Consider the following 19,315-nt stretch of genomic DNA (forward strand, 5'->3'; position numbering starts at 1 on the left):
CGGGCGTAGGAGTACCGGCGGGTCCAGGAGGTCAGGCGGATCAGGGCACGGTGACCGTGCCGGCGCACCCTCCGTAGGGATTGCTGTTCGATCCCGCGTCGATCCCCATCATGGTGAGTGAGAAGGCCGGCAGGAAGAGGCCGTCCTCCGTGGCGTTCATGGACCACTCGATGGTGCCGGGCCCGGTGTCGACGATCGCGCCCCACGTCTCGTCACCTTGGAAGTCGATCCAGTTGATCTGGTCGAAACCGGACAAGGTGCCCTCGGCGCCGGTGTCGGTGTTGGTCCAGTGGATCTCGATGTTCTCCGTGGTGGTGCTGCCCTCGGAGTTGAGGTTCTGGTCCACGAGGAACACGGTCTCGCCGGGGTTCTCACCCGGCACGGCGCCGGTGTGATTGCGGTCGCCGATCCCGACCGATCCCATCGCGGTTAACGTCGCAATGGGCGAGAAGCGCCGCGCGGGTGGAGATGTGAGCTGCGTTCAGGTCCGTGTAAGTCACCGATAAGGAAGGAACGACGACGACCCTGCCCGACGCCTCAGTCCGAGGGGCGGTAGTGCAGGTACGTCGTCGAACCGAACACGCGGTGCTCGACGAGGTCCAGTTCGAGACGGACGTCGTCAGGCAGCGCGGGCAAGCCTCCGCCCACGATCTTGGGAATCACGAAGAAGCGGAAGTCGGACACCATCCCCGCGCGGATCGCCGGGGTGGCGACGGTGGGGCCGAAGATCTCGACCTCGCCGGGTGCCTCGTCGACGATCCGGCGGAGCTCGTCCAGTCCCAAGTCCGCGACCAGCTCGTCCTCTGACCTGACGAGCTCGCCCAAGGTCAGCGTGGACGAGGCCACGACGTGTCGGATCCCCAGCCAGCGCCGGGAGAACTCCTTCTCGTCGGGGCCCCACTCCTCGTCGTCGGGCTCTGCGTGCCAGTACCGCATCAGCTCGTAGGTCCGCCTGCCGAGCACCTCGTGCGACACCGGGCCCATGCGCTCGACATGAAAACTGAACACCTCGTCGTCGGGCGCTGACCACTGGAAATCACCGTCGGCGTCGGCGACATACCCGTCGAGGGAGACCGACGCGGTGTAGCACAGGGTTCCCATGGGCCCCTCCAGTCGTCTGGCGCCGCCCCCGGGCGACATCGGTCGCCGGGGGCTGGACGCGATCCACCGAGCGTAGGCCTCTCGCACCCACGGCGAAAGGGTCCGGCGCCGGTCAGCTCAGGTGTAGAGCGACTTCTTGCTGGTCTCGGGCGCGAGCACCAGGGAGATGATCGTCAGCACGGACATCGCGGCCAGGTAGTAGCCGACGTGCGCCACCGAGAAGTGCTGCACGAGCCACACCGCGGCGAACGGCGTGAGCGCGGCACCGAGGATGGCGGAGATGTTGTAGGCCACGCCCGAGCCGGTGTAGCGGGTGTTGGTGGGGAACAGCTCCGGCAGCACCGCCGACATGGGGCCGAAGGTCAGTCCCATGAGCGCCATGCCGACACAGAGGAACACCAGCATCCGGCCCACGTCGAGATTCTCGCCGGTGCCCATCGCCTCCGGGCTGAGCCACCACCCGAACGACAGGCCGAACAGGATGATCCCGACGGTCGTGGCGATGAGCATCGTGCGGCGCCCGAAGCGGTCGGCGAGGTAACCGGCGATCGGGATGAACGCCGCGAACAGCAGGATCGCGGTCACCTGCAGGACGAGGAACGACTGATAGCCGTAGCCGAGCCCGCCGGTGTCCTCGCCGCCGATCGCGAACGACAGGATCCACGTGGTCATGAGGTAGAACAGGCCATAGGTGGCCAGCATGATGAACGTGCCGAGGATGATCTCCCACCAGTTCTTGCGGAACACCTCGGTCACGGGCGCCTTGACGCGCTCGTTCTGCTCGATCGCCTTGGCGAAGACCGGCGTCTCCTCGATGCGCAGCCGGACGTACAGGCCCACGGCCACCATCACGACGGACAGCAGGAACGGCAGGCGCCATCCCCACACGAGGAACGGGTCGCTCAGGTCGGCGGCGGTCGAGTCGTAGGCGAACCAGATGGTCAGCAGCAGGAAAATCCCGTTGGCGAGGATAAACCCAAACGGGGCGCCGAGCTGCGGCCACATCGCGGCGAAGGCGCGCTTTCCCGGCTGGGCGGTCTCGGAGGCGAGCAGGGCAGCGCCCGACCACTCACCGCCCAGGCCGATGCCCTGGAAGAAGCGCAGGATCGTGAGCATCGCCGGGGCGAACACGCCGATCTGGTGGAACGTCGGCAGCAGCCCGATGAGGAAGGTCGCGATGCCCATCGTCAGGAGCGCGCCGACGAGGGTGACCTTGCGGCCGAGCCGGTCGCCGTAGTGCCCGAACAAGACCGAGCCGAGCGGGCGGGCGATGAACGCGGTGCCGAAGGTCGCCATGGAGGCCAGCAGTGCGGTGTCCGCGTCGCCGCCGGCGAAGAACAGGAGGGGAAAGACCGAGACCGCCGCGGTGGCGAAGATGTAGAAATCGTAGAACTCGATCGTGGTGCCGATGAGCGAGGCGAGGATGATCCGCCGCCGGGGGACGGTCGACGTGTCGCCCTCGGCGTCCCCGGCGTCCGCGGCGCGTTCAGCGTCCCCGACGCGATCCTGTGCCGCGCCGACGTGGGGTGCGTCGGTGGGGTCGACGACGACGTCGTCGTCCGGCCTCGATTCGGTTCTCGAATCCGACGATCTCATGTTTCTCCTCGTGTGCGGCGGCGGCCGGATCCCGGATCGCGGGGCCGGCCTTCCGGTCGTGGCGGGTGATGCCGTGCCGCCCGTCGTGGCCGACCACGCCGAACTGCTCGATCGGCGTGCCCGGTCCGGCGGGCGGAATACACAGTAGGAGAAGATGTGTCTTCCGTCACATCTTGATGCGTGGAATCTACAGGTGGTACCCGATCGCACCGGTTACGGCGCCTCCGACTGGACAATGTGTCCACTTCCGGGCGCCGGTCAGCTACCTCCGTCCAGACCCAGCGCTACTGGGCGAGGTACTTGTTCACCAGGCGCGTCGCGAAGTTCGGCGAGAACTTGGACAAGTTGCCCAGGAGGAGCGTCTGCAGACCGACCGAGTAGGACGTGCGGTGGATCCGGCGGTCGAGGGCCGTCGGGTGCACCGACTGCCACACCTTGTCGGCAACCTGCTCGGGAGTGATGTTCACGCCGAGGGTCTTGGTGGACTTGGCCTCGTTATCGGCGAGCGAGGTCTTGGCCCAGAGCGGCCAGATGCCCACGACCCTGACGTCGTGCTTCTCCCACTCGAGCTCGAGTGCCTCGGTCAGGCCGGCGACGTAGAACTTGGCGGCGCTATAGGTGGCGATGCCGGGCTGGCCGTAGATCGCCGACGCGGAGGCGATGTTGACCAGGTGCGCGCCCGGGGTCGCCTTGAGGTAGGGCAGGGCGGCCTGTGCTCCGTACGTCACGCCCAGGACGTCGATGTCGATCTGCGCCTTGATCGCGCCGGTCGAGATCTCGTCGAGGTCCCCGGCGACGAGCACGCCCGCGTTGTTGTCCAGCACGTCGAGTGTGCCGCCGGTGTGCGAGGCGAACTCAGCCAGGGCGTCCGCCCACTGCTGGGGCTCACGGACGTCGAGCTCACCGACGATCCAGTCCGGATGCTCGGACTTCACCGCGGCGAGTGCGGCCTGGTCGACGTCGTACACACCGACCTTCCAGCCTTCGCGCGCGAAGCGCTCGGCAGTGGCCAGGCCGATACCGGCCGCGCCGCCCGTGATGAAGATCGATGGCATGTGCTTCTCCCCCGTGAGAATTCTGGACGCTCGACGGTGCGGGAGCGTGATACCTGCACGTCAGCGCGGCGTAGTTCGCCGATTCCCCTACTAGGCCCAAGCGTAGTGCCTCAGGCCCCGCGGCCTAAAACACGAGGAAACCATCAGAAAGTCGATTCGCACATCACATGATCGTGAGTCAAATCACTGTTACGATCGGCAACGTCGGGCCGGCGCCCCTGACCGGTCGCGACCTTTTTCGAAAGGACCCCTCATGGATCTCGGCTCCATCGCAATGGGCTCTCTCGCCCTTCCCATCATCGGCTCGCTCGGCGGCTCACTCGGCACGGGCTCGCTCCTACAGAACGCCAGCAGCGGCGGCAGTGGCGGCGGCAGCGGCGACTCGCTGATCGGGATGCTCCCTACCGACATCCTCGGCGATCTGATCCCGACGGACCTCCTCGGCGGATTGTCCTGACCCACCGACAGGACTGACCTATCGACAGTCCTGACCGCTGTGCAGGCCTGACCCATCGGCGGCCCTGACCTATCGCCAGCCCTGGCCCGCTGAGAGCCCAGCTCCGCGGGTTATGGCGCGCCCAGGCGCCAAGGCCGCTTACTCACGCCTCGGTTCGTCTACGGCGTCGGTTCGATCCGGCTGCGGGGGATCTCGCCCCCGTATACGCGGTCGATCGCCCGACGTCCGTAGACGAACCTCGCGGTGGAACTGAGGTGCGAGCGATGATCGCCCACGATGTGCATTCCCCACGAGAAGAGGGTGGCAATACGGTTGCGGAACCCGATGAGGAAGGCCAGGTGGACCAGTAGCCACATCACCCAGGCGATGAAGCCGTGGAATTCGATCCCACCCATCTTCACCACGGCGCTGTACCTGGACACCGTGGCCATGGAGCCCTTGTCGAAGTATTTGAACGGCGGACGGCCGGCAGGGGTCTGCTTGCCGGCGACCTCTCGGGTGATGTGCTTGGCCACGTGCTTGGCGCCCTGGATCGCCACCGGAGACACGCCGGGAAGCTTGTCGAGGCTCATCATGTCGCCGATCACGAAGATCTCGGGATGCCCGGGAACCGAGAGGTCCTTGGTGACCTGAACGCGACCGGCGCGGTCGACCTCGGCCTCGGTCTGGTCGGCGATCATTTTCCCCAGCGGGCTGGCCTGCACCCCGGCGGACCAGATCTTGCAGGCCGTGGTGATCCGGTGCGTCGTGCCGTCCTCTTCCTTGACCTCGACACCCGTCGCGTCGACATCGGTGACCATGGCGTTGAGCATGACCTCCACGCCGAGCTCCTCCAGCCTCATCTGTGCGGCCTTGCCGAGCTTCTCCCCGAACGGCGGCAACAGGCCGGGGGCGGCGTCGAGGAGGATGATCCTGGCTTCGGCCGGATCGATGCGACGGAAGCTGTTCTTGAGGGTACGGTTGGCCAGCTCACCGATCTGTCCGGCCATCTCGACCCCGGTCGGTCCTCCGCCTACCACGACAAAGGTGAGGAGCTTGCGGCGTTCCTCCGGGTCCTCGGTGAGTTCCGCCAGTTCGAAGCTGCCGAGGATCCGACCACGGAGTTCGAGGGCGTCGTCGATGGTCTTCATCCCGGGCGCCCACCGCTCGAAATGGTCATTGCCGAAGTACGACTGGTTGGCTCCGGCGGCGACGATCAGGCTGTCGTACTCGAGTGTGAAGTCGACGTGTCCGGCCTGGGCGTGGACGGTCCGGGCTGAGACGTCGATCTGGTCGACCTCGCCGAGGGTGACCGTGACGTTCTTCTGGTCCCGCAGGACCAGGCGGGTCGACGGGGCGATCTCGCCGACGGAGAGGATCCCGGTCGCCACCTGGTAGAGCAGCGGCTGGAACAGGTGATGGCCTGTCATGGCAACCAGCGTCACGTCGACGTCGGCGTCCTCGAGCTGCTGCGCGGCGGTCAGACCGCCGAAGCCCGAGCCGATGATGACGACGCGATGCCGGCGAGCGGCAGCCGGGACGTCCTCGCCCTGACTGTTGATTGCATCCACTTTGGCACTCCTGATCTCGGTGGTCGGCGCCCAGAACGTTACCCCCGCCCCACAGGGTTCGTCCGGCTTCCGGAGCGCCCGCACCCCGATGCGCTAGTCGGGGAGATCGTCAATGCACCCGTGCGTCCGTGCGAGCATCGCGGCGAATCCGGCCAGGAAGTCACTTCCCCGCCGCGCGGCCTGCTGCTCCACGAGTCCGCGACCCAGCACCCGGGCTACTGCCTCGACCGCAGCACTCCCGTCGGACTGTCCGTCGGCATCGAGCTGGGTCAGCGCCAGTCCGGCAGCGCAGGCCTGCCCCTCGTAGAACAGCAGGTCTGGCAGGATCGCGTCGAGGGCCCGAGACAGCTCACCCGCCGGACGCTCGTCGAGCACCCCCGACACGGACGCACGGTACTGCTCGAACCGGTCGATGGCCGCCTCGAACTCCCGCCTCAACTCACTGGTGTCGTTCATGTGGCCTCCTCCTCCGCAGCGATCACTACTGGGTATCACGTGCGAGCCGCCGGTGGCGGATTCTCGAACGCGGAGAACGATGGTTCACATGAGCGGCCTGATGAGCAACGTTCTGCTGTTCCAGCAGACCACCAGTTTCGTCAAGAACGACTTCGCGATCCTCGACGAGGCCGGCCGCCAGGTCGGTCACGTCGAGACCGGCGGCAGCACCCTGATGCGGATGGTTGCCGGGTCCCGAGAACTGACCGTGTTCGAGGGTCCCGACAATCCGGTGCTCCGGGTGGAGGACGTCTATACGTTAGGCCGCGAGAGGATGCTGATCCGCGACGCCCATGGCGACCTCCTCGCGACGCTGGTCAGCAGGCTCCTACTGTTCGGCACCCGCATCACGCTCGACGTCCGCGGCGAGGAGCTCGAGTTCACCGGGAACGTCTGGGGCTTCGAGTTCCAGATCGCCGGCCCGGGCGGCGAGATGGGGACGGTGTCCCGCACGTGGTCCGGCGTCGGCAATGCGTTCTTCGGCAAATCGACCTACTCACTGCGACTCGCCGAGTACCTCACGGTTCCCCAGCGTCACGCGATCATCGGTGCGGTGCTGGCGCTGGACCTCATCCGGGATAAGCGCAAGCGCAGTAGCTGAGCCGAGCGAGGTCCCGCTGTGCAGTTCTGGGGCGCCACCACTGACCGCCAAGGCTGTGTACGCCGACTGCGGGCGTGACCCCTCGTTGTGCAGTGTGGCCTCGCTGATGGTGCGTTGAGATTCCCGTGGAGCGGCGTTGATCCCCCACACCTACCGTGCGGAGATATGCCCTTCATCACACCCCGTGCTCCCGAGGGGGGCTCCTCTCGAGCAGGGGTCTGATGTGCCCCTCGGAGGTGCGGGAGCCGTCGTTGACCCGTCACGGTCATCGAACCATGCCGGCGCTCCTCACGTCCCCTGATGAGTGGTAAGACGTCCCAGGATGAGCGGCGAGTCGCTGGGACGTGATCTGACCGATGCGCGAGAAGACGAGCGATCCGTGTCCCCGGTCAGGCCAGCGCTGCGGGTGAGCGAACTCGGTGTCGTCGTCGTTGTCATCGTCCCCCACCACACCGACTTTCGGCGATTTGCGGTGACACACCCCATACATAGGGCTTGATGGTGTGAACTCCCCCGCCGCACGTCACCGGCGGGGCGGCGACGCGCCGACCGAGTCACCGAGGGGAAGGACCGCCCGGACCGATGAACGATTCCGCACTGATCACCGTCGGGTTGCCGATCGCGCTGGCGATCATCATGTTCGGTCTGGGGCTGTCGCTCACGGTCGACGACTTCCGCCGCGTGGCCACCTCACCCCGCGCCGTGGTGGTGGCGCTGGTCCTGCAGATCCTCGTGCTGCCCGCGGTCGCGTTCGGCCTCGTGCTGGCCTTCGACCTCGACCCACTGCTGGCGGTGGGCGTGATGCTGCTGGCGGCCTCCCCCGGCGGGACCACCGCCAACCTGCTCAGCCACCTCTTCCGCGGCGACGTGGCGCTCAACATCACCCTCACCGCGATCAACTCAGTACTCGCCGCCGTGACGATTCCGGTGATCACCAACCTCGCGATCGGCTACTTCGACGCCGACGGAACCCTGGGCCTGCAGTTCGGCAAGGTCGTGCAGGTCATCGCGATCGTGATCATCCCGGTGATACTGGGCATGATCGTGCGCAGCCGCCGACCCGCGATGGCCGAGCGCGCGGACCGCCCGGTACGGATCTTCTCGATCGCCGTGCTGGTGATCGTCGCGGTGGGAGCGATCATCGGCGAGCGGGAGAACGTCCTGGACTACCTGTACTCCGTCGGCGCGGTGACCGGCCTGTTCTGCCTCGCCAGCCTCGCCCTGGGGTACTGGGTCTCGAGGCTGCTGCGCCTGGACCGACCGCAGTCGATCGCCGCGTCCATGGAAATCGGCGTGCACAACACCACCATGGCGTTGACCATCGCCCTGAGCGTGCTGGGCAGCGTAGAGGTGGCGATCCCGGCCGCGGTCTACTCGATCCTCATGTACATCCTGGCGCCGGCCTTCGGGTTCACGATCAGCAAGGGGCACGGCGGGTCCAGCGCGTCCAGCGGGCACGGCGGGCATTCCGGCCCCGCGGCGATCAGGGGCGCAGGCCCCGCAGAAAAACGTCGATGAGCCAGTCGGTGAGCCCCGGGACCAGTTGATCCACGATCTCCGGGGTCGGGCGGGTGAGCAGACTGAGCCCCAGGTGGATCTGCAGGGTGCTCGCGTCGTGGCGGACCAGCCCGGCTGACCGCGCCGCGTCGACGACCGTGTCGATCGCGCCGAAGGTCTCCTCCCGCAGGTCGTGGATCGAGCGGGGCAGCGTGTCAGTGCTGAGACCACGGAACAGGTGCGGGAACAGGATGCCCAGTCGCAGCGCGGCGATGTCCCCGGCGAACCCGGTCCAGCCCGCGGCCGGGTCGGTCCCCATCTCCTCGAGCCTGCGCGCGCAGATGTCGCGGATCTGCGCGGCGATGTCCCGGGCGAGTCCCTCGATCAGGTCGTCGGGCGTGGGGAAGTGACGGTAGAGCGTGGCGATCCCGACTCCCGCCTCGGCGGCGACAGCACTGTAGGGCACCACGGAGTCGCTCGCGTAGAGGGTGCGTGCAGCCGCGAGGATCGCGTCCCTGTTGGCGCGGGCATCGGCACGGATGACTCTGTCCTCCTCGGATCAAGGCGACTCGATATTGCGTCGCGCTGTAACGGAGTATTACACTCCGTTTGATCCGGAGCAAAAGGCTCCGTTTAGCACCTCTCGGAGGTCGAGATGAATGGTTCCCCGACACACAACACACCCGTCGACTCGCCCGACCCGGGCACACCGGCCTCCGACGTCGCCACGTCGCCCGGTCCTGACGCGGACCAGGCCGCTGCCCAGCGGCGGAACCCGAAAATGCTCATCGGGATCGTGCTGGGCATCCCGGTCGTCATCTGCCTCATGCTGCTCGCCTTCGCCGCACCCGCGCTGAACTCCGGGCCCAAGGACCTCCCGGTAGCGGTGAGCGGTCCCGGCCCGGCGGTCGAGCAGATCACCACCATGATGAGCACGGCTCAGCCCGGTTCCATCGAGGCGCACACCTACGACTCCGCCGAGGCGGCCGCCGACGCCATCCGGAACCGCGAGGCCGTCGGCGGGATCGCCCTCGGCCCGGAGGGCGTCACAATCCAGATCGCCTCGGGCGCGGGCGCCCCGTACGCGCAGATGCTCCGCGGCATCGGCACCCAGATGGCCTCCGGCGGTCAGCAGGTCACCTACGAGGACCTGGCGCCGTTGTCGGAGAAGGACGCCGCCGGCGCCAGCCTGACGATCCTCGCCCTGCCCCTCATCTTCGGCGGGATGGCCTCGGCCGCGGCGCTCGTGCTGGGCTACCGAGGACGGGTCACCGCGCGGGTCCTCGCCGCGCTGGGGATCGCCCTCCTGGGTGGGTTCGTCGCCACGGCGATCCTCCAGTTCGGCTTCGGCACCCTCGACGGGGACTACCTGACCACCTCACTGACGATCGCCGCCGGCATCGCCTCCATCTCACTGGTCGTGCTGGGCCTGGGACTCCTGCTCGGCCCGGCGGGGATCGGCCTGGGCGCCGTGCTCATGCTCTTCATCTCCAACCCGCTGTCGGGCATGGCCACCGGGCCGCTCTTCCTGCCGCAGCCCTGGGGCGCGATCGGCCAGTATCTCCCGCTCGGCGCGAGCGGCACCGCGCTGCGCTCGGTCGCCTACTTCGACGGTGCCGGCGCCACGCACGCCTGGATCGTGCTCGCCTGCTGGATGCTCGTCGGCATCGCGCTGGCCTACGCCGGCGCGCGCCGCACCCGCACCCGCGCCTGAGGAACGGCTCCGGCGGCGGGCCGGTCAGTGCCCGTCGCCGCCGTGCCCCGCGGCGAACCGCCCCGGCGTCATCCCGGTCACCGCGGAGAAGTCGCGAATGAAGTGCGCCTGGTCCGCGTAGCCGAGCATCGCCCCCACCTCCGCCGCGCCCTCCTCGCCCGTCCGCAGGAGCTCGGCGGCCTCCTGGAGCCGACGCCGCTGGATCAGCCACTTCGGAGTCAACCCGAGCCGCCGGTGCACCAGCCGCTGCAGCGTGCGCTCACTCATCCCGAACTCCTCGCACAGCTGGGCCACGCGCAACACCTCGCGATCCGTCTCGACGTACCGGACGAGCCGATTGACCATCTCTCCCTCTCCGTCGACCGGGAGGTATCCGCGCAGCACCGACGCGTAGGCGTCCATCGCCGCGAGGTGACTGCGCTCGGTGTGTGGATCGGGGTCCATCGCGGCCCGGACCTGTTCGGACAGGGCCGAGCCCGCCTCCCCCAGCACCTCTGTGAGGTCGACGAACCGGTCCGTGAAGTCGGAGACCGAGTCCGCGGGCCCCAGCCCCGGTTCGTCGGGCCCAGCCGGAGCCGAACCGCGCGCCAGCAGGTACCCGGCGGCCGGGGCGAGCATCACGCCCACCGCCCACCCGTCACCGGTCAGCGTGGTGGTGGACAGTCCCGACACCACGCCGTAGAAGCGCGCGTACCCGGGCGTGATGACGATCAGACACACCGGGTACTGCAGCACCTTCTGGGGCGCCTCCTCGCCGGGCGGCACCGACCACACCGGGATCCAGAACCGCTCGAGGAAGCCGGCGAACTCAGGCGGCGGGGCGTACCGGTACATCGCGTGCGAGGCGTCACCGGATTCCTTCAGGTGAGCACGCTCGATCGCGTCCATCCGCCGGCCGGAGGGGGACGGATCAGGGGCCTGCCCACTGTCGGATTTCATCAATCCCCGACATTGCCACAGGCCCTAGCGTTGCGGGCATGAACACCACAGCAGAGCGCTACGGCGCGGCCCGCGGGCCACTGACCGACCTCATCGAGACCGTTGACGCCGCGTCGTGGTCGTCGTCGTCCCCCTGCGAGGGGTGGACGGCGCGGGACGTCGTGCGGCACATCATCGACACCCAGCGCGATTTCCTCGCCACCCACGGGGTGGACCTGGGGGACGAACCGGATGTCGACGACGACCCCGCGCGGGCCTGGCGTGACCACGCCGGGCGCGTCCAGGCGAAGTTTGACGACACCGACAACGACGACACCGACGTGGCAGCGATCGCCTTCGAGGGATTCTTCGGCCCCACCACCGTCGGAGCCGCGCTCGAGCAGTTCTACATCTGGGACATGGTCGTCCACCGCTGGGACATCGCCCGCGCCACCGGGCTCGACGCGGGACTGACCGACGCCGAAATCGACGAGATGGAGCAGGGTGCGGACAGCTTCGGCGACGCGCTCTACATGGACGGGATCTGCCGCCCGGGCGTCTCCGCACCTGCCGGCGCCGGCCGTCTCGAGATCGTCCTCGCCCGGCTGGGCCGGGTCGCCTGAGCGGGCGGAATGATGCACCCTCGGTGACCGCCGAACGTGCCGGGATGCCCTGTGCCGTCTCGGCTTAGCCGGAGTGGATCTCGCGGAGTTCGTCGACCGTTTTGTCTGACGTCTCGGTGATGATGTCGAGGATGCGGGGATACCAGGGCGAATCGCTGCTCACCACCGAGACGTGGTCCTCGCCGTCGGCCAATGTCAGCCCACCGATCCCTCCGGCCTCCGTGACCGCGGCGATGTACCGCTCCGAGTTCGCGGGCGCCACCATCGTGTCCGCGGTGCCGTGGACGGCCACCACGGGGAGGTTCGTGTCGATGTTCTGGATCGGATCTACGGACGTATAGCGGTCCGGGACCTGCTCCGGCATGCCACCCAGGACGGTGACGATGCGACTGTCGCCGTGCGTGGCCGCGTATCGCATGTCCAGCGGCCCGGCCACCGAGACTACGCGGGTAGGACGGAACCGTGGACTGTTGCCGACCTCGTCGTCGTTCAGGGCATGGCGGGTACCGGCCCACATGGCCAGCTGTGCACCCGCGCTGTGTCCCACGACGAGCTCGTCGTCGATGGTGAACTCGGGGTGCTGTTCATTGAGTTCCACCACGTGGTCCAGCGCGTCGGCGACGTCGTGAAAAGTCGTCGGCCACCCACCGCCGGAGCCCACTCGTCGGTACTCGATGTTGTAGACAGCTATGCCCCGGTCCACGAGATCACGGGCATAGGAGTTCATCACCTCGGCACCGAGCTGCGACTCCCAGGAGCCACCGTGGATGAGCACCACCAACGGCACCGAGCCCTCGGCGTGCTGCCCGGCCGGTAGATAGAGGTCGCCCCAGTTCTGCTCGGGGTCGACCGGCCCCCTGGTGGGGTAGGGCACGCGCGTGACCGCCGGCTCAGGCCGATCGATCAACGCCTCGCTTGCCACCGCCGTCGACGTAGTGGGGTGGCTCGGCGACGACAAGGATTGTGCCGTGTCCTCAGCGGAGGCGCAGGCTCCGGTCACGAGCGGAATGACCGTCGACAGCGCCACCATTGCCGCGATGCGACGTCCGCCATTCGAGTCCACGGCCGTCACCGTATCGGTACCGCACCCTGCACTGGGCGCGATCGTCGAACTCCGTAGCCTGCAGCGCGAGCTGACCCGGGGGCTCCCCGATCCCCTACTGACGTGGGCGACGGACCGTGGTCAGAATTGCCTGACGCTCCCGATGGCATCGGCCGGTGGTACCCCCAATGCCTGCAGAGCGAGGGCCACCAGCGACTGCGGCAACACGAGCGACCCCGCCGCGGCCGACCCCATTCCGGTGGCGCATTCCATGCCTTCGCACGGGAAGATGTCACCGAGCGCGGGAAATGCGACGTTCTCGATGAAGGTGGTGAGCGAACCTGCCATGACAGCCTTCTTCCGATTGGTGACTACTCGTGGCCCTGGCACCGGGTATATCGAGTGGCCGCCGCCACCGCGTTACCCGTCCGATCCGACGACAGGCTCGGGAACACGGTCCGCTCCAGAAGCCACGCGATTCAGAACAGAGTCGCCCTGAGGATTCGATCTACTCAGCGCGCCCTTCTTCAGCTCCCCCCGCCACCGCCGTTGAGAACGTGCGCGACGTCGATGCGCGCCACGGTCCCGTCGGTGCGGAGTCCGCGGATCTGCGGGCCCGGGACCCAGACGGTGCCGTCGGCATCCGCGGTGACGTGCAGGTAGTTCGAGTCGACCCCCATCACACCTACCGGCAGCATGTTCGGCAGCTCGAGCAGGGTGAAGAGCCAGCGGCCGTCCTCGCGACTGAGCCGTTCGGATTCGTCTCCGTGCGGCCAGAGCCCTGACGGTCCGGTGCCGTCGGGATGGTGGGTGAGGATCCACAGGCGATTCCCGACGAAACCAGCTTCCAGGACCATCCCTGTCGGCAGCCGGTGGACGGTGTCGAGCGTCAGATCGTCGCTCACCGTGTACACGGCGCTCGCGGCCACCACGATCCGTCCGTCGACGATCCCGATCGCGCTGATCTGGTCGGTGAACTCGACCTCGGGTCCGATGACGACGACGCCGTCGTCATCAATAGTGGCGAGCCTATACACATATCGCGCGGTGAACCCACCATAGGAGCTCGGACGCATCGGTACGTCGGGAACTCCGAGCGCGACGACAAAGTGCGGATCTCCGGCCCTTCGCGGCGCGACAACCGGGCCGGGACCCCAGTCGGGCAGTTCGACCGGGCGCCGACTGCCCGCTGCGTCGATGATCACCGAGGATTCTCCGAGTACGAGCATCGTCCGGTTGTCGTACCCGCACGCAGACCACTTCCCGAGCGGTTCGGGATCCACGACCGCCTCGGTCGAATCGCGTTCGATGCGGTAGCGGCTGTTTCCGGCCAGCACCCAGCATCCGGTCTCGTCGGGCCACACCGACAATGGCCCGGAGGAGAACATCCCCTGGGCCGCCACCGGCAACGGCAGCACAGTCTCGGTGGCGGTTCCGGTTTCCAGATCGATGCGCACGACCACCGGTAATTGTCGGTCGGTCACCCAGAGTGTCCGTCCCTGCGCAGCGGCTCGCCCGGGGGCCACGAGTGGCCGCGGCTCGGGTGGGGCCGCGGCGTCCAGGTCGAGTTCAACGATCACATCGATCGGGTACTCGCGTGTGCCGTCCGGTTGGACCTCTCCGAATCTCGGCATGTCGAACGCGTGAGGTGAGACCTCCACGTCGACCCAGCGCCGCGAATCCGGTACCGCCTCCCACTTGTTCCTGAACACGGACGTGACCTTGCGTTGCCTCATGACCTGCACCCGGACCCGGCTGATGCGTCCGCGGGTCTCGGTCTGCCGAGCCGGGAATACCGCCTGCCCGAGCGAGTCGATCCACAGGTGCCCCCGCACGTGGACCGCACCGATCACCGGTCTGTCGGCATCCCAGATGGCGCTCCAGCCGTCCCCCTGCAGGTGGGTCGACCATCGCATCGTCCCCTGCCAGTCGTGTCTGGGTGGCCTGCCATCCGCCGGAGTCGCCTCGGCCACGAGGGCAGTCGGCTCGGAGCCTGCGGTGGCGGTGTCGTCGTCATCTTCGGGGACGAACATCAGCGCCCACTCAACGGTCTCGCCCACGCGCGGCGGTGACACGGACCCGTCCTCGATCAGCCACGTCTCCATCCGCACGGGCAACACGCGCCCCCGGCCGCTCGGCATCTCCCGTCCCGGCGCCGGTGTGGGGTCCGTCGCCGGCTTGGGGTCCGCCTCGGACTCCGACTTAGGCTCTGGCTCGGGCTCTGGCTCGGGTCCTGATACAGGCTCTGGGAGCGCGACGTCCTCGACGTTCCAGGTCCCGTCCTCGCGTTCGGCTATCTCCAGGGGTGTCGCCTCGGTGGACTCTCCGTCCCATCGGAACGTCTCGGGGTCGATCGACTCGGGAAACTCGATGGAGGCGAACTGCGCCGAGCAGTCGCCGTCGAGCGCGGTCACCGCCAGCACCACGCCGGACTGCTGATCCACGACGATCTCCGCGTCCACGTCTGCGATGGACCCGGGCACAACCCACGTGGGCCTGCCCAGATGCGTGTCGCTGCGGACCGGCCCCGAGGGGAACGACCGCGACAGCGCCTCGTCCGCGTTCTCCGACGCCGAGATCAGCTCGTACCCGGGGCCGATCACGGGGGCGTACCGCGACTCCGTGGTGACCGGACGCTCAGGGTTCTCGGAGAAGTCCCACGCCCAACCGTCCGCGATGAGGAAAAGCGGCGTCCCGTCCGGGCGGTCCATACGAAGCGAGCCGTCGGCCCGGGTCAGGTCCAACCCGTCCGGATGCAGGAACAGCGGCATGAACGGCACGCCGCCCGGGTACTCGAAGTGGAGGTTCGAATTCTGGTGCGCGGTGACCCGCCCCCGCACCGGGCGCCGACGCCCGCGTCGCATCGCCGCAAGTACGTCGAGCCAGTCGGTCATTGGTCGGCTCCCTGGTCTTCGTCTGGGTGGTTCGCCACAACGCCGGGCTCAGGAATCCACAAGTACCCTCATCGCGCCGTTGACGACTATTCCGCAGCGCATAATGTCAGTCTAGGGCACCTTGAATGACATTGTTCGGGCCGGGGATTCTGAGGCGCAGCGTATCCACGAGCCCGCCAGCGGTTGCTGCGCTGGTGGGCGCGCGGTAACACTGACGTCCGTGGACCTCGGCTTCGATTTCTCGCTCGAGCAGCTGATCAGCAATCTGGCGATCTTCGTGGTGCTCCCCCTCGCGATCGCGGCCGGTGTGGTTGCTGTCATCCACCGGTCCGAGCAGAGTGCGCCCCGCAGCGGCCTCGGCATGTGGGCAACCGGGGCGGTCGCTCTAATTCTCGGAATTCTGGCCTGTGCGGGATGGTTGAGCTGGACCGCGGCGGACCATGACGGCAACATCCGCGGGCCCGGCCTCCCCGCACCGACATCTTTCCCGACCTGGCAAGTCGTCGCGTGCGGCGCAACCATGGTGCTGGCGTGCTTCCTGGCCGCGCACTGGTCGCGCACCCTCTTCGCCGGTGGGCTTGCTGCCGCCGCCGGGACCGCAGGTGGATTCACTGCGGCGTTCTGCATCGACGCGGCACGAACAGTGACCAGCCAGGAGGGGATCGGGTTGTTCCTCTCGATCGTCGGCTGGGGGTTGAGCCTGTCCATTCTCATGTCGATCCGGTACTTCGTCCTCGCCACCCGGCACGGGAGCGGCGCGCCGTCATGAGCAAGCCCCTTGCCGAGACCACCAGCCGCAGATCCCGTGAATCGCACTGGGTCTGATGGAGGCTCGGGCTATTGGATTCCGACCAGGGTCTGGTCGGCCCGTTTCGTAGCGTAGAACGTCGCCTCGAATTCTGCTGGCGGCACGTCATGGAGGTAGCCGTGCAGGCGGTCGTTATTGTGCCAGTGGACCCAGCTCAAGGTGGCCAGCTCGACGTCCTCGACGGTCTTCCACGGCCGTCCCTCACGTGCGGGGCCGCGGATGAGTTCGGCTTTGTAGTAGCCATTGACCGTCTCGGCCAGGGCATTGTCGTAGGAGTCAGCGACGGTGCCGATCGAGGGAGTTGCTCCGATTTCGGCGAGGCGCTCGCCGTAGCGAATCGACGTGAACTGGCTGCCGGCATCGCTGTGACACCGCAGCCCGGTCAGCTGGGTGCCACGTGACCAGCGGGCCATCTCGATCCCATCCAGGACCATCGTGGTGCGCATGTGTGAGGCGACCCGCCATCCCACGATCGTTCGTGAGAAGGCGTCGATGATGGGGCGGACTTGCAACGCGTCGCCGGCCCCGATGCCCTGCCACCCGACTTGACGCTTCTCGACCCGCGCCCGGTCAAGCGCCGATAGCCCACTCACTGCGCACGGCCCGGCGGATCTGCCCCGGTCGGTGCCCCACTCGCCAATCGAGGTTTCCCAAGCCGCGCCTGCCAAGACCTGGGTCGCACGCTGCAACCGGGCAAGGCCGATCCCGGAACCGCGCCGCCAGTCCAACAGGAGCACAGAACGCGACTTGTCGGCGAAGTGGCGGTCCGCTTATCCGACGAACCCGGCGTTACCGTGAGCGATCCGACATCCTGCTGCGAGTGCTCGTACTCCAGATTCAAACTCGTTGAACTGGAGTCTTTTCGGCCCTCCCTGAAGTCGTTGGGGCTTGATGTCCAGGTCGCGGGCGGTGACTGCGATGGGGTCATAGGGCATGAACCTTGGTCGGGCAATGTTGACCCAGGGCCACCGTCGGCCGGCGTCTTCTCCCAGGTGGTCGGCCACCAGATCTGGGTCTTCTTCCGCGCTGTGGGCGATTTCCACCACGGCCACGCATCCGTGCTCCTCCTTGGAGTAGAGAAGGACCAGGTCGCCGGGTGCGCACGATGGCTTATTGCTGGAGGAGAACCATCCACCAGGAACCCAGCCATCCGGGTCCGGAGTGTTGTTCAACGTCTTAATCCACAGCCCAACGCCGTCGTGGCGGGCCTCCTCAACCAGTTGGGCTACGACAGCGTCGAGGTCACCAGGGGGACGGGGTCCAGATGGGCCGGGACGCGGGTCAGGCGGCAATGCGGCCGCCCGGCGCTCGAGGTGATCGATGTCGGCCTGCCCGACCTCAAAACCCTCGTCCCACCACTGATCCAGGATCTTCTGCACTCGTGGCACGTCGGAGCGGGGGACGACCACCGATAGCTCCAGGTTGGCAGTCTTAGCGGAGCCGAGGCCGGCGCCGGTGAGGTTGGCCGATCCGATCATGGCGAACGATTCGCCGACCACGTATGCCTTGGCGTGGAGCTGGGGGCAGTCTTGGATCATCACCCCCGCCTCCAGCAGCCTGGTCAAGCCCGCGATGGACAGGTAGCTGTTGGCTGCGGCGCGGGGATCGAAGCAGGTGAGCAGGTACCACTCGTGCCGTGAGCGTTCGGCGAGTTCGGCTAGGCGCAGCGCTATCGGTTCGGAGAGGTAGGGGCTGGCCAAGGTGACCTGCCCACTGTCGGAGTTCAGGGCCTCGAACAGTTCGGGTTCGGCGTGGTCAACGATCACGGTGGTCTCCTGGGGCTCAACTAGTCGGTCGCGGGGTTCGGTGCTTCGTATCGACTTGGGGGCCACGTTGTAGATCCGGCCGTCCTCACCGAGCAGCACGCAGGTCTTTTCGTCCGACTCCCAGGCCGGGTCGCCACCGTGATCCGGAAGTCCGGCGTACCGGCCCATGACTAGACGTCCGTTCTGCCGCAGCCGTGGGTGCTCGAGTTCTGGGCGCATGATGGTGCCCGCAATCCGTGCACGCAGACGCTCCTCGCCCGTTGGGTGCCGCACCTGCGGGTAGTGGGAGTCGTCCTCTGTCCAATACTGTCCGCAGTCGCCGCACCGGAACTCGTGCGTCACGCCGATGATGACGCAGCCGGCCGTCTCGTACCCAGGGGGAGGGGGACCGGGTGGAAACCCCCACAGCACTCGTACCGTGTGCTCGGCGGAACAGGAGGGACACGGTGGCCGGCCCTCCCCCAATAAGTCGGCTATCTGCGGTTCGACAGGGGAGTGGAGACGGTCGTGGCAGTCACGACAGACTGCGATTTCCCTGCACACGTCGTCAGGATGATTAGCGACATGCCACTCGAGATCTCGCTCTTCGCGCTCGCACACCGGGCAGCCGTACGCCGCGTGCTGGCCGGAGTCCCAGGGAACACGGGCGCACTTGGCATCGCCAAGCTCACGCCACGGAGTCGGAGATTCGGCCTCGGCCAGCACCGCTGCCCGGACCTTGTCCGCTAGGGCGGGATCAATCGTGCCCGGAAGAGACGGGAACGGGCATCCGAGCCGACGCTCGACCGCGGCAACCGAGACACCGTCCGGGTAGAACCAGAGGCTCTCGAAATCGAGCCCGTCCGGACTGTGCGGCCCATCGATGACGTAGTCCCACTCGACGATGGCCGGCCTCGCCGATCCGGTGACGTGGAAGATCTCATCACCGGGGGCACACCCCTCGGGAAGAACCCAGTCGACATCATTCAGATCGGCCCTGTCGTCGCCGGTGAAAAACGCCACTGCCTTGTGCGCCGGCGTGATCACAGAGACGTGCAGCTGGTTACGGGCAGTCGTGGCATGGGCCATACCTGCCGATGGTAAACGTCTCAGCGCCTAGCGCGTCGGTCTCTGCGTCGGCCGTTGAGATCACCGAACCCTGCTGACCTGCGAACATGACGGAACACACATTATCGGCAATGGCCTGTTGCACAAGGAC

General features: G+C 67.4%; 19 protein-coding genes. 6 read left to right on the top strand and 13 right to left on the bottom strand.

Translation table 11 applies throughout. The features are described from left to right. Nucleotides 1-40: 40 nt before the first annotated feature. The 4 genes from OPF83_RS05675 to OPF83_RS05690 form a co-directional block, all read right to left on the bottom strand. Complete coding sequence (locus OPF83_RS05675) at nucleotides 41-424, bottom strand: hypothetical protein (RefSeq protein WP_264886265.1); 384 nt, start codon at nucleotides 422-424, stop codon at nucleotides 41-43. A 113-nt stretch (nucleotides 425-537) separates the two neighbouring features. Continuing rightward, nucleotides 538-1,101: a dihydrofolate reductase family protein gene (locus OPF83_RS05680; RefSeq protein WP_264886266.1), complete on the bottom strand. Its 564-nt coding sequence runs from the start codon at nucleotides 1,099-1,101 to the stop codon at nucleotides 538-540. 117 nt (nucleotides 1,102-1,218) lie between these two features. After that, on the bottom strand, nucleotides 1,219-2,697 hold the full coding sequence (locus OPF83_RS05685; protein ID WP_264886267.1) for an MFS transporter: 1,479 nt from the start codon (nucleotides 2,695-2,697) through the stop codon (nucleotides 1,219-1,221). Nucleotides 2,698-2,981: 284 nt separating this feature from the next. Next, entirely contained in the window at nucleotides 2,982-3,752 is a 771-nt protein-coding gene (locus OPF83_RS05690; RefSeq protein ID WP_264886269.1) for an SDR family oxidoreductase, read from the bottom strand. A gap of 253 nt (nucleotides 3,753-4,005) precedes the next feature. Between OPF83_RS05690 and OPF83_RS05695 the strand changes: the two genes are divergently transcribed. Continuing rightward, a complete protein-coding gene (locus tag OPF83_RS05695) occupies nucleotides 4,006-4,209 on the top strand; it encodes a hypothetical protein (RefSeq protein ID WP_264886270.1) in 204 nt (67 codons plus the stop codon). Nucleotides 4,210-4,367: 158 nt separating this feature from the next. On the opposite strand, the gene OPF83_RS05700 is transcribed toward OPF83_RS05695, so the two are convergent. Next, the gene (locus tag OPF83_RS05700; protein WP_264886272.1) at nucleotides 4,368-5,759 is read right to left on the bottom strand and encodes an NAD(P)/FAD-dependent oxidoreductase; all 1,392 of its coding nucleotides are present in this window, start codon (nucleotides 5,757-5,759) and stop codon (nucleotides 4,368-4,370) included. A 93-nt stretch (nucleotides 5,760-5,852) separates the two neighbouring features. Then, nucleotides 5,853-6,215: a hypothetical protein gene (locus tag OPF83_RS05705; protein WP_264886274.1), complete on the bottom strand. Its 363-nt coding sequence runs from the start codon at nucleotides 6,213-6,215 to the stop codon at nucleotides 5,853-5,855. A gap of 88 nt (nucleotides 6,216-6,303) precedes the next feature. On the opposite strand from OPF83_RS05705, the gene OPF83_RS05710 reads away from it, so the two are divergent. Then, nucleotides 6,304-6,855 carry an LURP-one-related/scramblase family protein gene (locus OPF83_RS05710; RefSeq protein ID WP_264886276.1) on the top strand — a complete coding sequence of 184 codons (552 nt, stop codon included), beginning with the start codon at nucleotides 6,304-6,306 and terminating at the stop codon, nucleotides 6,853-6,855. Nucleotides 6,856-7,437: 582 nt separating this feature from the next. Further along, nucleotides 7,438-8,373 carry a bile acid:sodium symporter family protein gene (locus OPF83_RS05715; protein WP_264886278.1) on the top strand — a complete coding sequence of 312 codons (936 nt, stop codon included), beginning with the start codon at nucleotides 7,438-7,440 and terminating at the stop codon, nucleotides 8,371-8,373. Here OPF83_RS05715 and OPF83_RS05720 read toward each other — a convergent pair. Further along, nucleotides 8,339-8,893 carry a TetR/AcrR family transcriptional regulator gene (locus OPF83_RS05720; RefSeq protein ID WP_031264621.1) on the bottom strand — a complete coding sequence of 185 codons (555 nt, stop codon included), beginning with the start codon at nucleotides 8,891-8,893 and terminating at the stop codon, nucleotides 8,339-8,341. The genes OPF83_RS05715 and OPF83_RS05720 overlap by 35 nt on opposite strands. Nucleotides 8,894-9,007: 114 nt before the next feature. On the opposite strand from OPF83_RS05720, the gene OPF83_RS05725 reads away from it, so the two are divergent. Beyond that, entirely contained in the window at nucleotides 9,008-10,066 is a 1,059-nt protein-coding gene (locus OPF83_RS05725; RefSeq protein WP_264886279.1) for an ABC transporter permease, read from the top strand. Between the two features lie 24 nt (nucleotides 10,067-10,090). On the opposite strand, the gene OPF83_RS05730 is transcribed toward OPF83_RS05725, so the two are convergent. After that, on the bottom strand, nucleotides 10,091-11,005 hold the full coding sequence (locus OPF83_RS05730) for an AraC family transcriptional regulator (protein WP_264886280.1): 915 nt from the start codon (nucleotides 11,003-11,005) through the stop codon (nucleotides 10,091-10,093). A gap of 38 nt (nucleotides 11,006-11,043) precedes the next feature. Between OPF83_RS05730 and OPF83_RS05735 the strand changes: the two genes are divergently transcribed. Further along, nucleotides 11,044-11,607: a TIGR03086 family metal-binding protein gene (locus OPF83_RS05735; RefSeq protein ID WP_264886281.1), complete on the top strand. Its 564-nt coding sequence runs from the start codon at nucleotides 11,044-11,046 to the stop codon at nucleotides 11,605-11,607. Nucleotides 11,608-11,671: 64 nt separating this feature from the next. On the opposite strand, the gene OPF83_RS05740 is transcribed toward OPF83_RS05735, so the two are convergent. The 3 genes from OPF83_RS05740 to OPF83_RS05750 form a co-directional block, all read right to left on the bottom strand. Next, a complete protein-coding gene (locus tag OPF83_RS05740) occupies nucleotides 11,672-12,670 on the bottom strand; it encodes a S9 family peptidase (protein WP_264886282.1) in 999 nt (332 codons plus the stop codon). A gap of 120 nt (nucleotides 12,671-12,790) precedes the next feature. Further along, on the bottom strand, nucleotides 12,791-12,997 hold the full coding sequence (locus tag OPF83_RS05745) for a hypothetical protein (protein ID WP_264886283.1): 207 nt from the start codon (nucleotides 12,995-12,997) through the stop codon (nucleotides 12,791-12,793). A 179-nt stretch (nucleotides 12,998-13,176) separates the two neighbouring features. Next, nucleotides 13,177-15,543, bottom strand: coding sequence for a hypothetical protein (locus OPF83_RS05750; RefSeq protein WP_264886284.1), 2,367 nt, complete (start codon nucleotides 15,541-15,543; stop codon nucleotides 13,177-13,179). Between the two features lie 220 nt (nucleotides 15,544-15,763). Here OPF83_RS05750 and OPF83_RS05755 point away from each other — a divergent pair, with 220 nt between their 5' ends. Next, nucleotides 15,764-16,312 (top strand): hypothetical protein, encoded by a 549-nt coding sequence (locus tag OPF83_RS05755; protein ID WP_264886285.1) that lies wholly within the window; start codon nucleotides 15,764-15,766, stop codon nucleotides 16,310-16,312. A 68-nt stretch (nucleotides 16,313-16,380) separates the two neighbouring features. Here the strand turns inward: OPF83_RS05755 and OPF83_RS05760 are convergent, their stop codons facing one another. Beyond that, nucleotides 16,381-17,088 (bottom strand): DDE-type integrase/transposase/recombinase, encoded by a 708-nt coding sequence (locus OPF83_RS05760; protein WP_309297744.1) that lies wholly within the window; start codon nucleotides 17,086-17,088, stop codon nucleotides 16,381-16,383. A 33-nt stretch (nucleotides 17,089-17,121) separates the two neighbouring features. Then, on the bottom strand, nucleotides 17,122-19,185 hold the full coding sequence (locus OPF83_RS05765; RefSeq protein ID WP_264886286.1) for a phospholipase D-like domain-containing protein: 2,064 nt from the start codon (nucleotides 19,183-19,185) through the stop codon (nucleotides 17,122-17,124). Nucleotides 19,186-19,315: the final 130 nt, after the last annotated feature.

This window comes from Dietzia sp. NCCP-2495 (assembly GCF_026011735.1).
In the GTDB taxonomy this organism is placed as follows: domain Bacteria; phylum Actinomycetota; class Actinomycetes; order Mycobacteriales; family Mycobacteriaceae; genus Dietzia.

Coding starts and splice junctions, on each gene's coding strand:
- OPF83_RS05685 (WP_264886267.1), bottom strand. CDS start 2,697: ATGAGATCGTCGGATTCGAGAACCGAATCGAGGCCGGACGACGACGTC.
- OPF83_RS05745 (WP_264886283.1), bottom strand. CDS start 12,997: ATGGCAGGTTCGCTCACCACCTTCATCGAGAACGTCGCATTTCCCGCG.
- OPF83_RS05690 (WP_264886269.1), bottom strand. CDS start 3,752: ATGCCATCGATCTTCATCACGGGCGGCGCGGCCGGTATCGGCCTGGCC.
- OPF83_RS05705 (WP_264886274.1), bottom strand. CDS start 6,215: ATGAACGACACCAGTGAGTTGAGGCGGGAGTTCGAGGCGGCCATCGAC.
- OPF83_RS05715 (WP_264886278.1), top strand. CDS start 7,438: ATGAACGATTCCGCACTGATCACCGTCGGGTTGCCGATCGCGCTGGCG.
- OPF83_RS05680 (WP_264886266.1), bottom strand. CDS start 1,101: ATGGGAACCCTGTGCTACACCGCGTCGGTCTCCCTCGACGGGTATGTC.
- OPF83_RS05730 (WP_264886280.1), bottom strand. CDS start 11,005: ATGAAATCCGACAGTGGGCAGGCCCCTGATCCGTCCCCCTCCGGCCGG.
- OPF83_RS05735 (WP_264886281.1), top strand. CDS start 11,044: ATGAACACCACAGCAGAGCGCTACGGCGCGGCCCGCGGGCCACTGACC.
- OPF83_RS05675 (WP_264886265.1), bottom strand. CDS start 424: ATGGGATCGGTCGGGATCGGCGACCGCAATCACACCGGCGCCGTGCCG.
- OPF83_RS05725 (WP_264886279.1), top strand. CDS start 9,008: ATGAATGGTTCCCCGACACACAACACACCCGTCGACTCGCCCGACCCG.
- OPF83_RS05695 (WP_264886270.1), top strand. CDS start 4,006: ATGGATCTCGGCTCCATCGCAATGGGCTCTCTCGCCCTTCCCATCATC.
- OPF83_RS05765 (WP_264886286.1), bottom strand. CDS start 19,185: ATGGCCCATGCCACGACTGCCCGTAACCAGCTGCACGTCTCTGTGATC.
- OPF83_RS05750 (WP_264886284.1), bottom strand. CDS start 15,543: ATGACCGACTGGCTCGACGTACTTGCGGCGATGCGACGCGGGCGTCGG.
- OPF83_RS05710 (WP_264886276.1), top strand. CDS start 6,304: ATGAGCGGCCTGATGAGCAACGTTCTGCTGTTCCAGCAGACCACCAGT.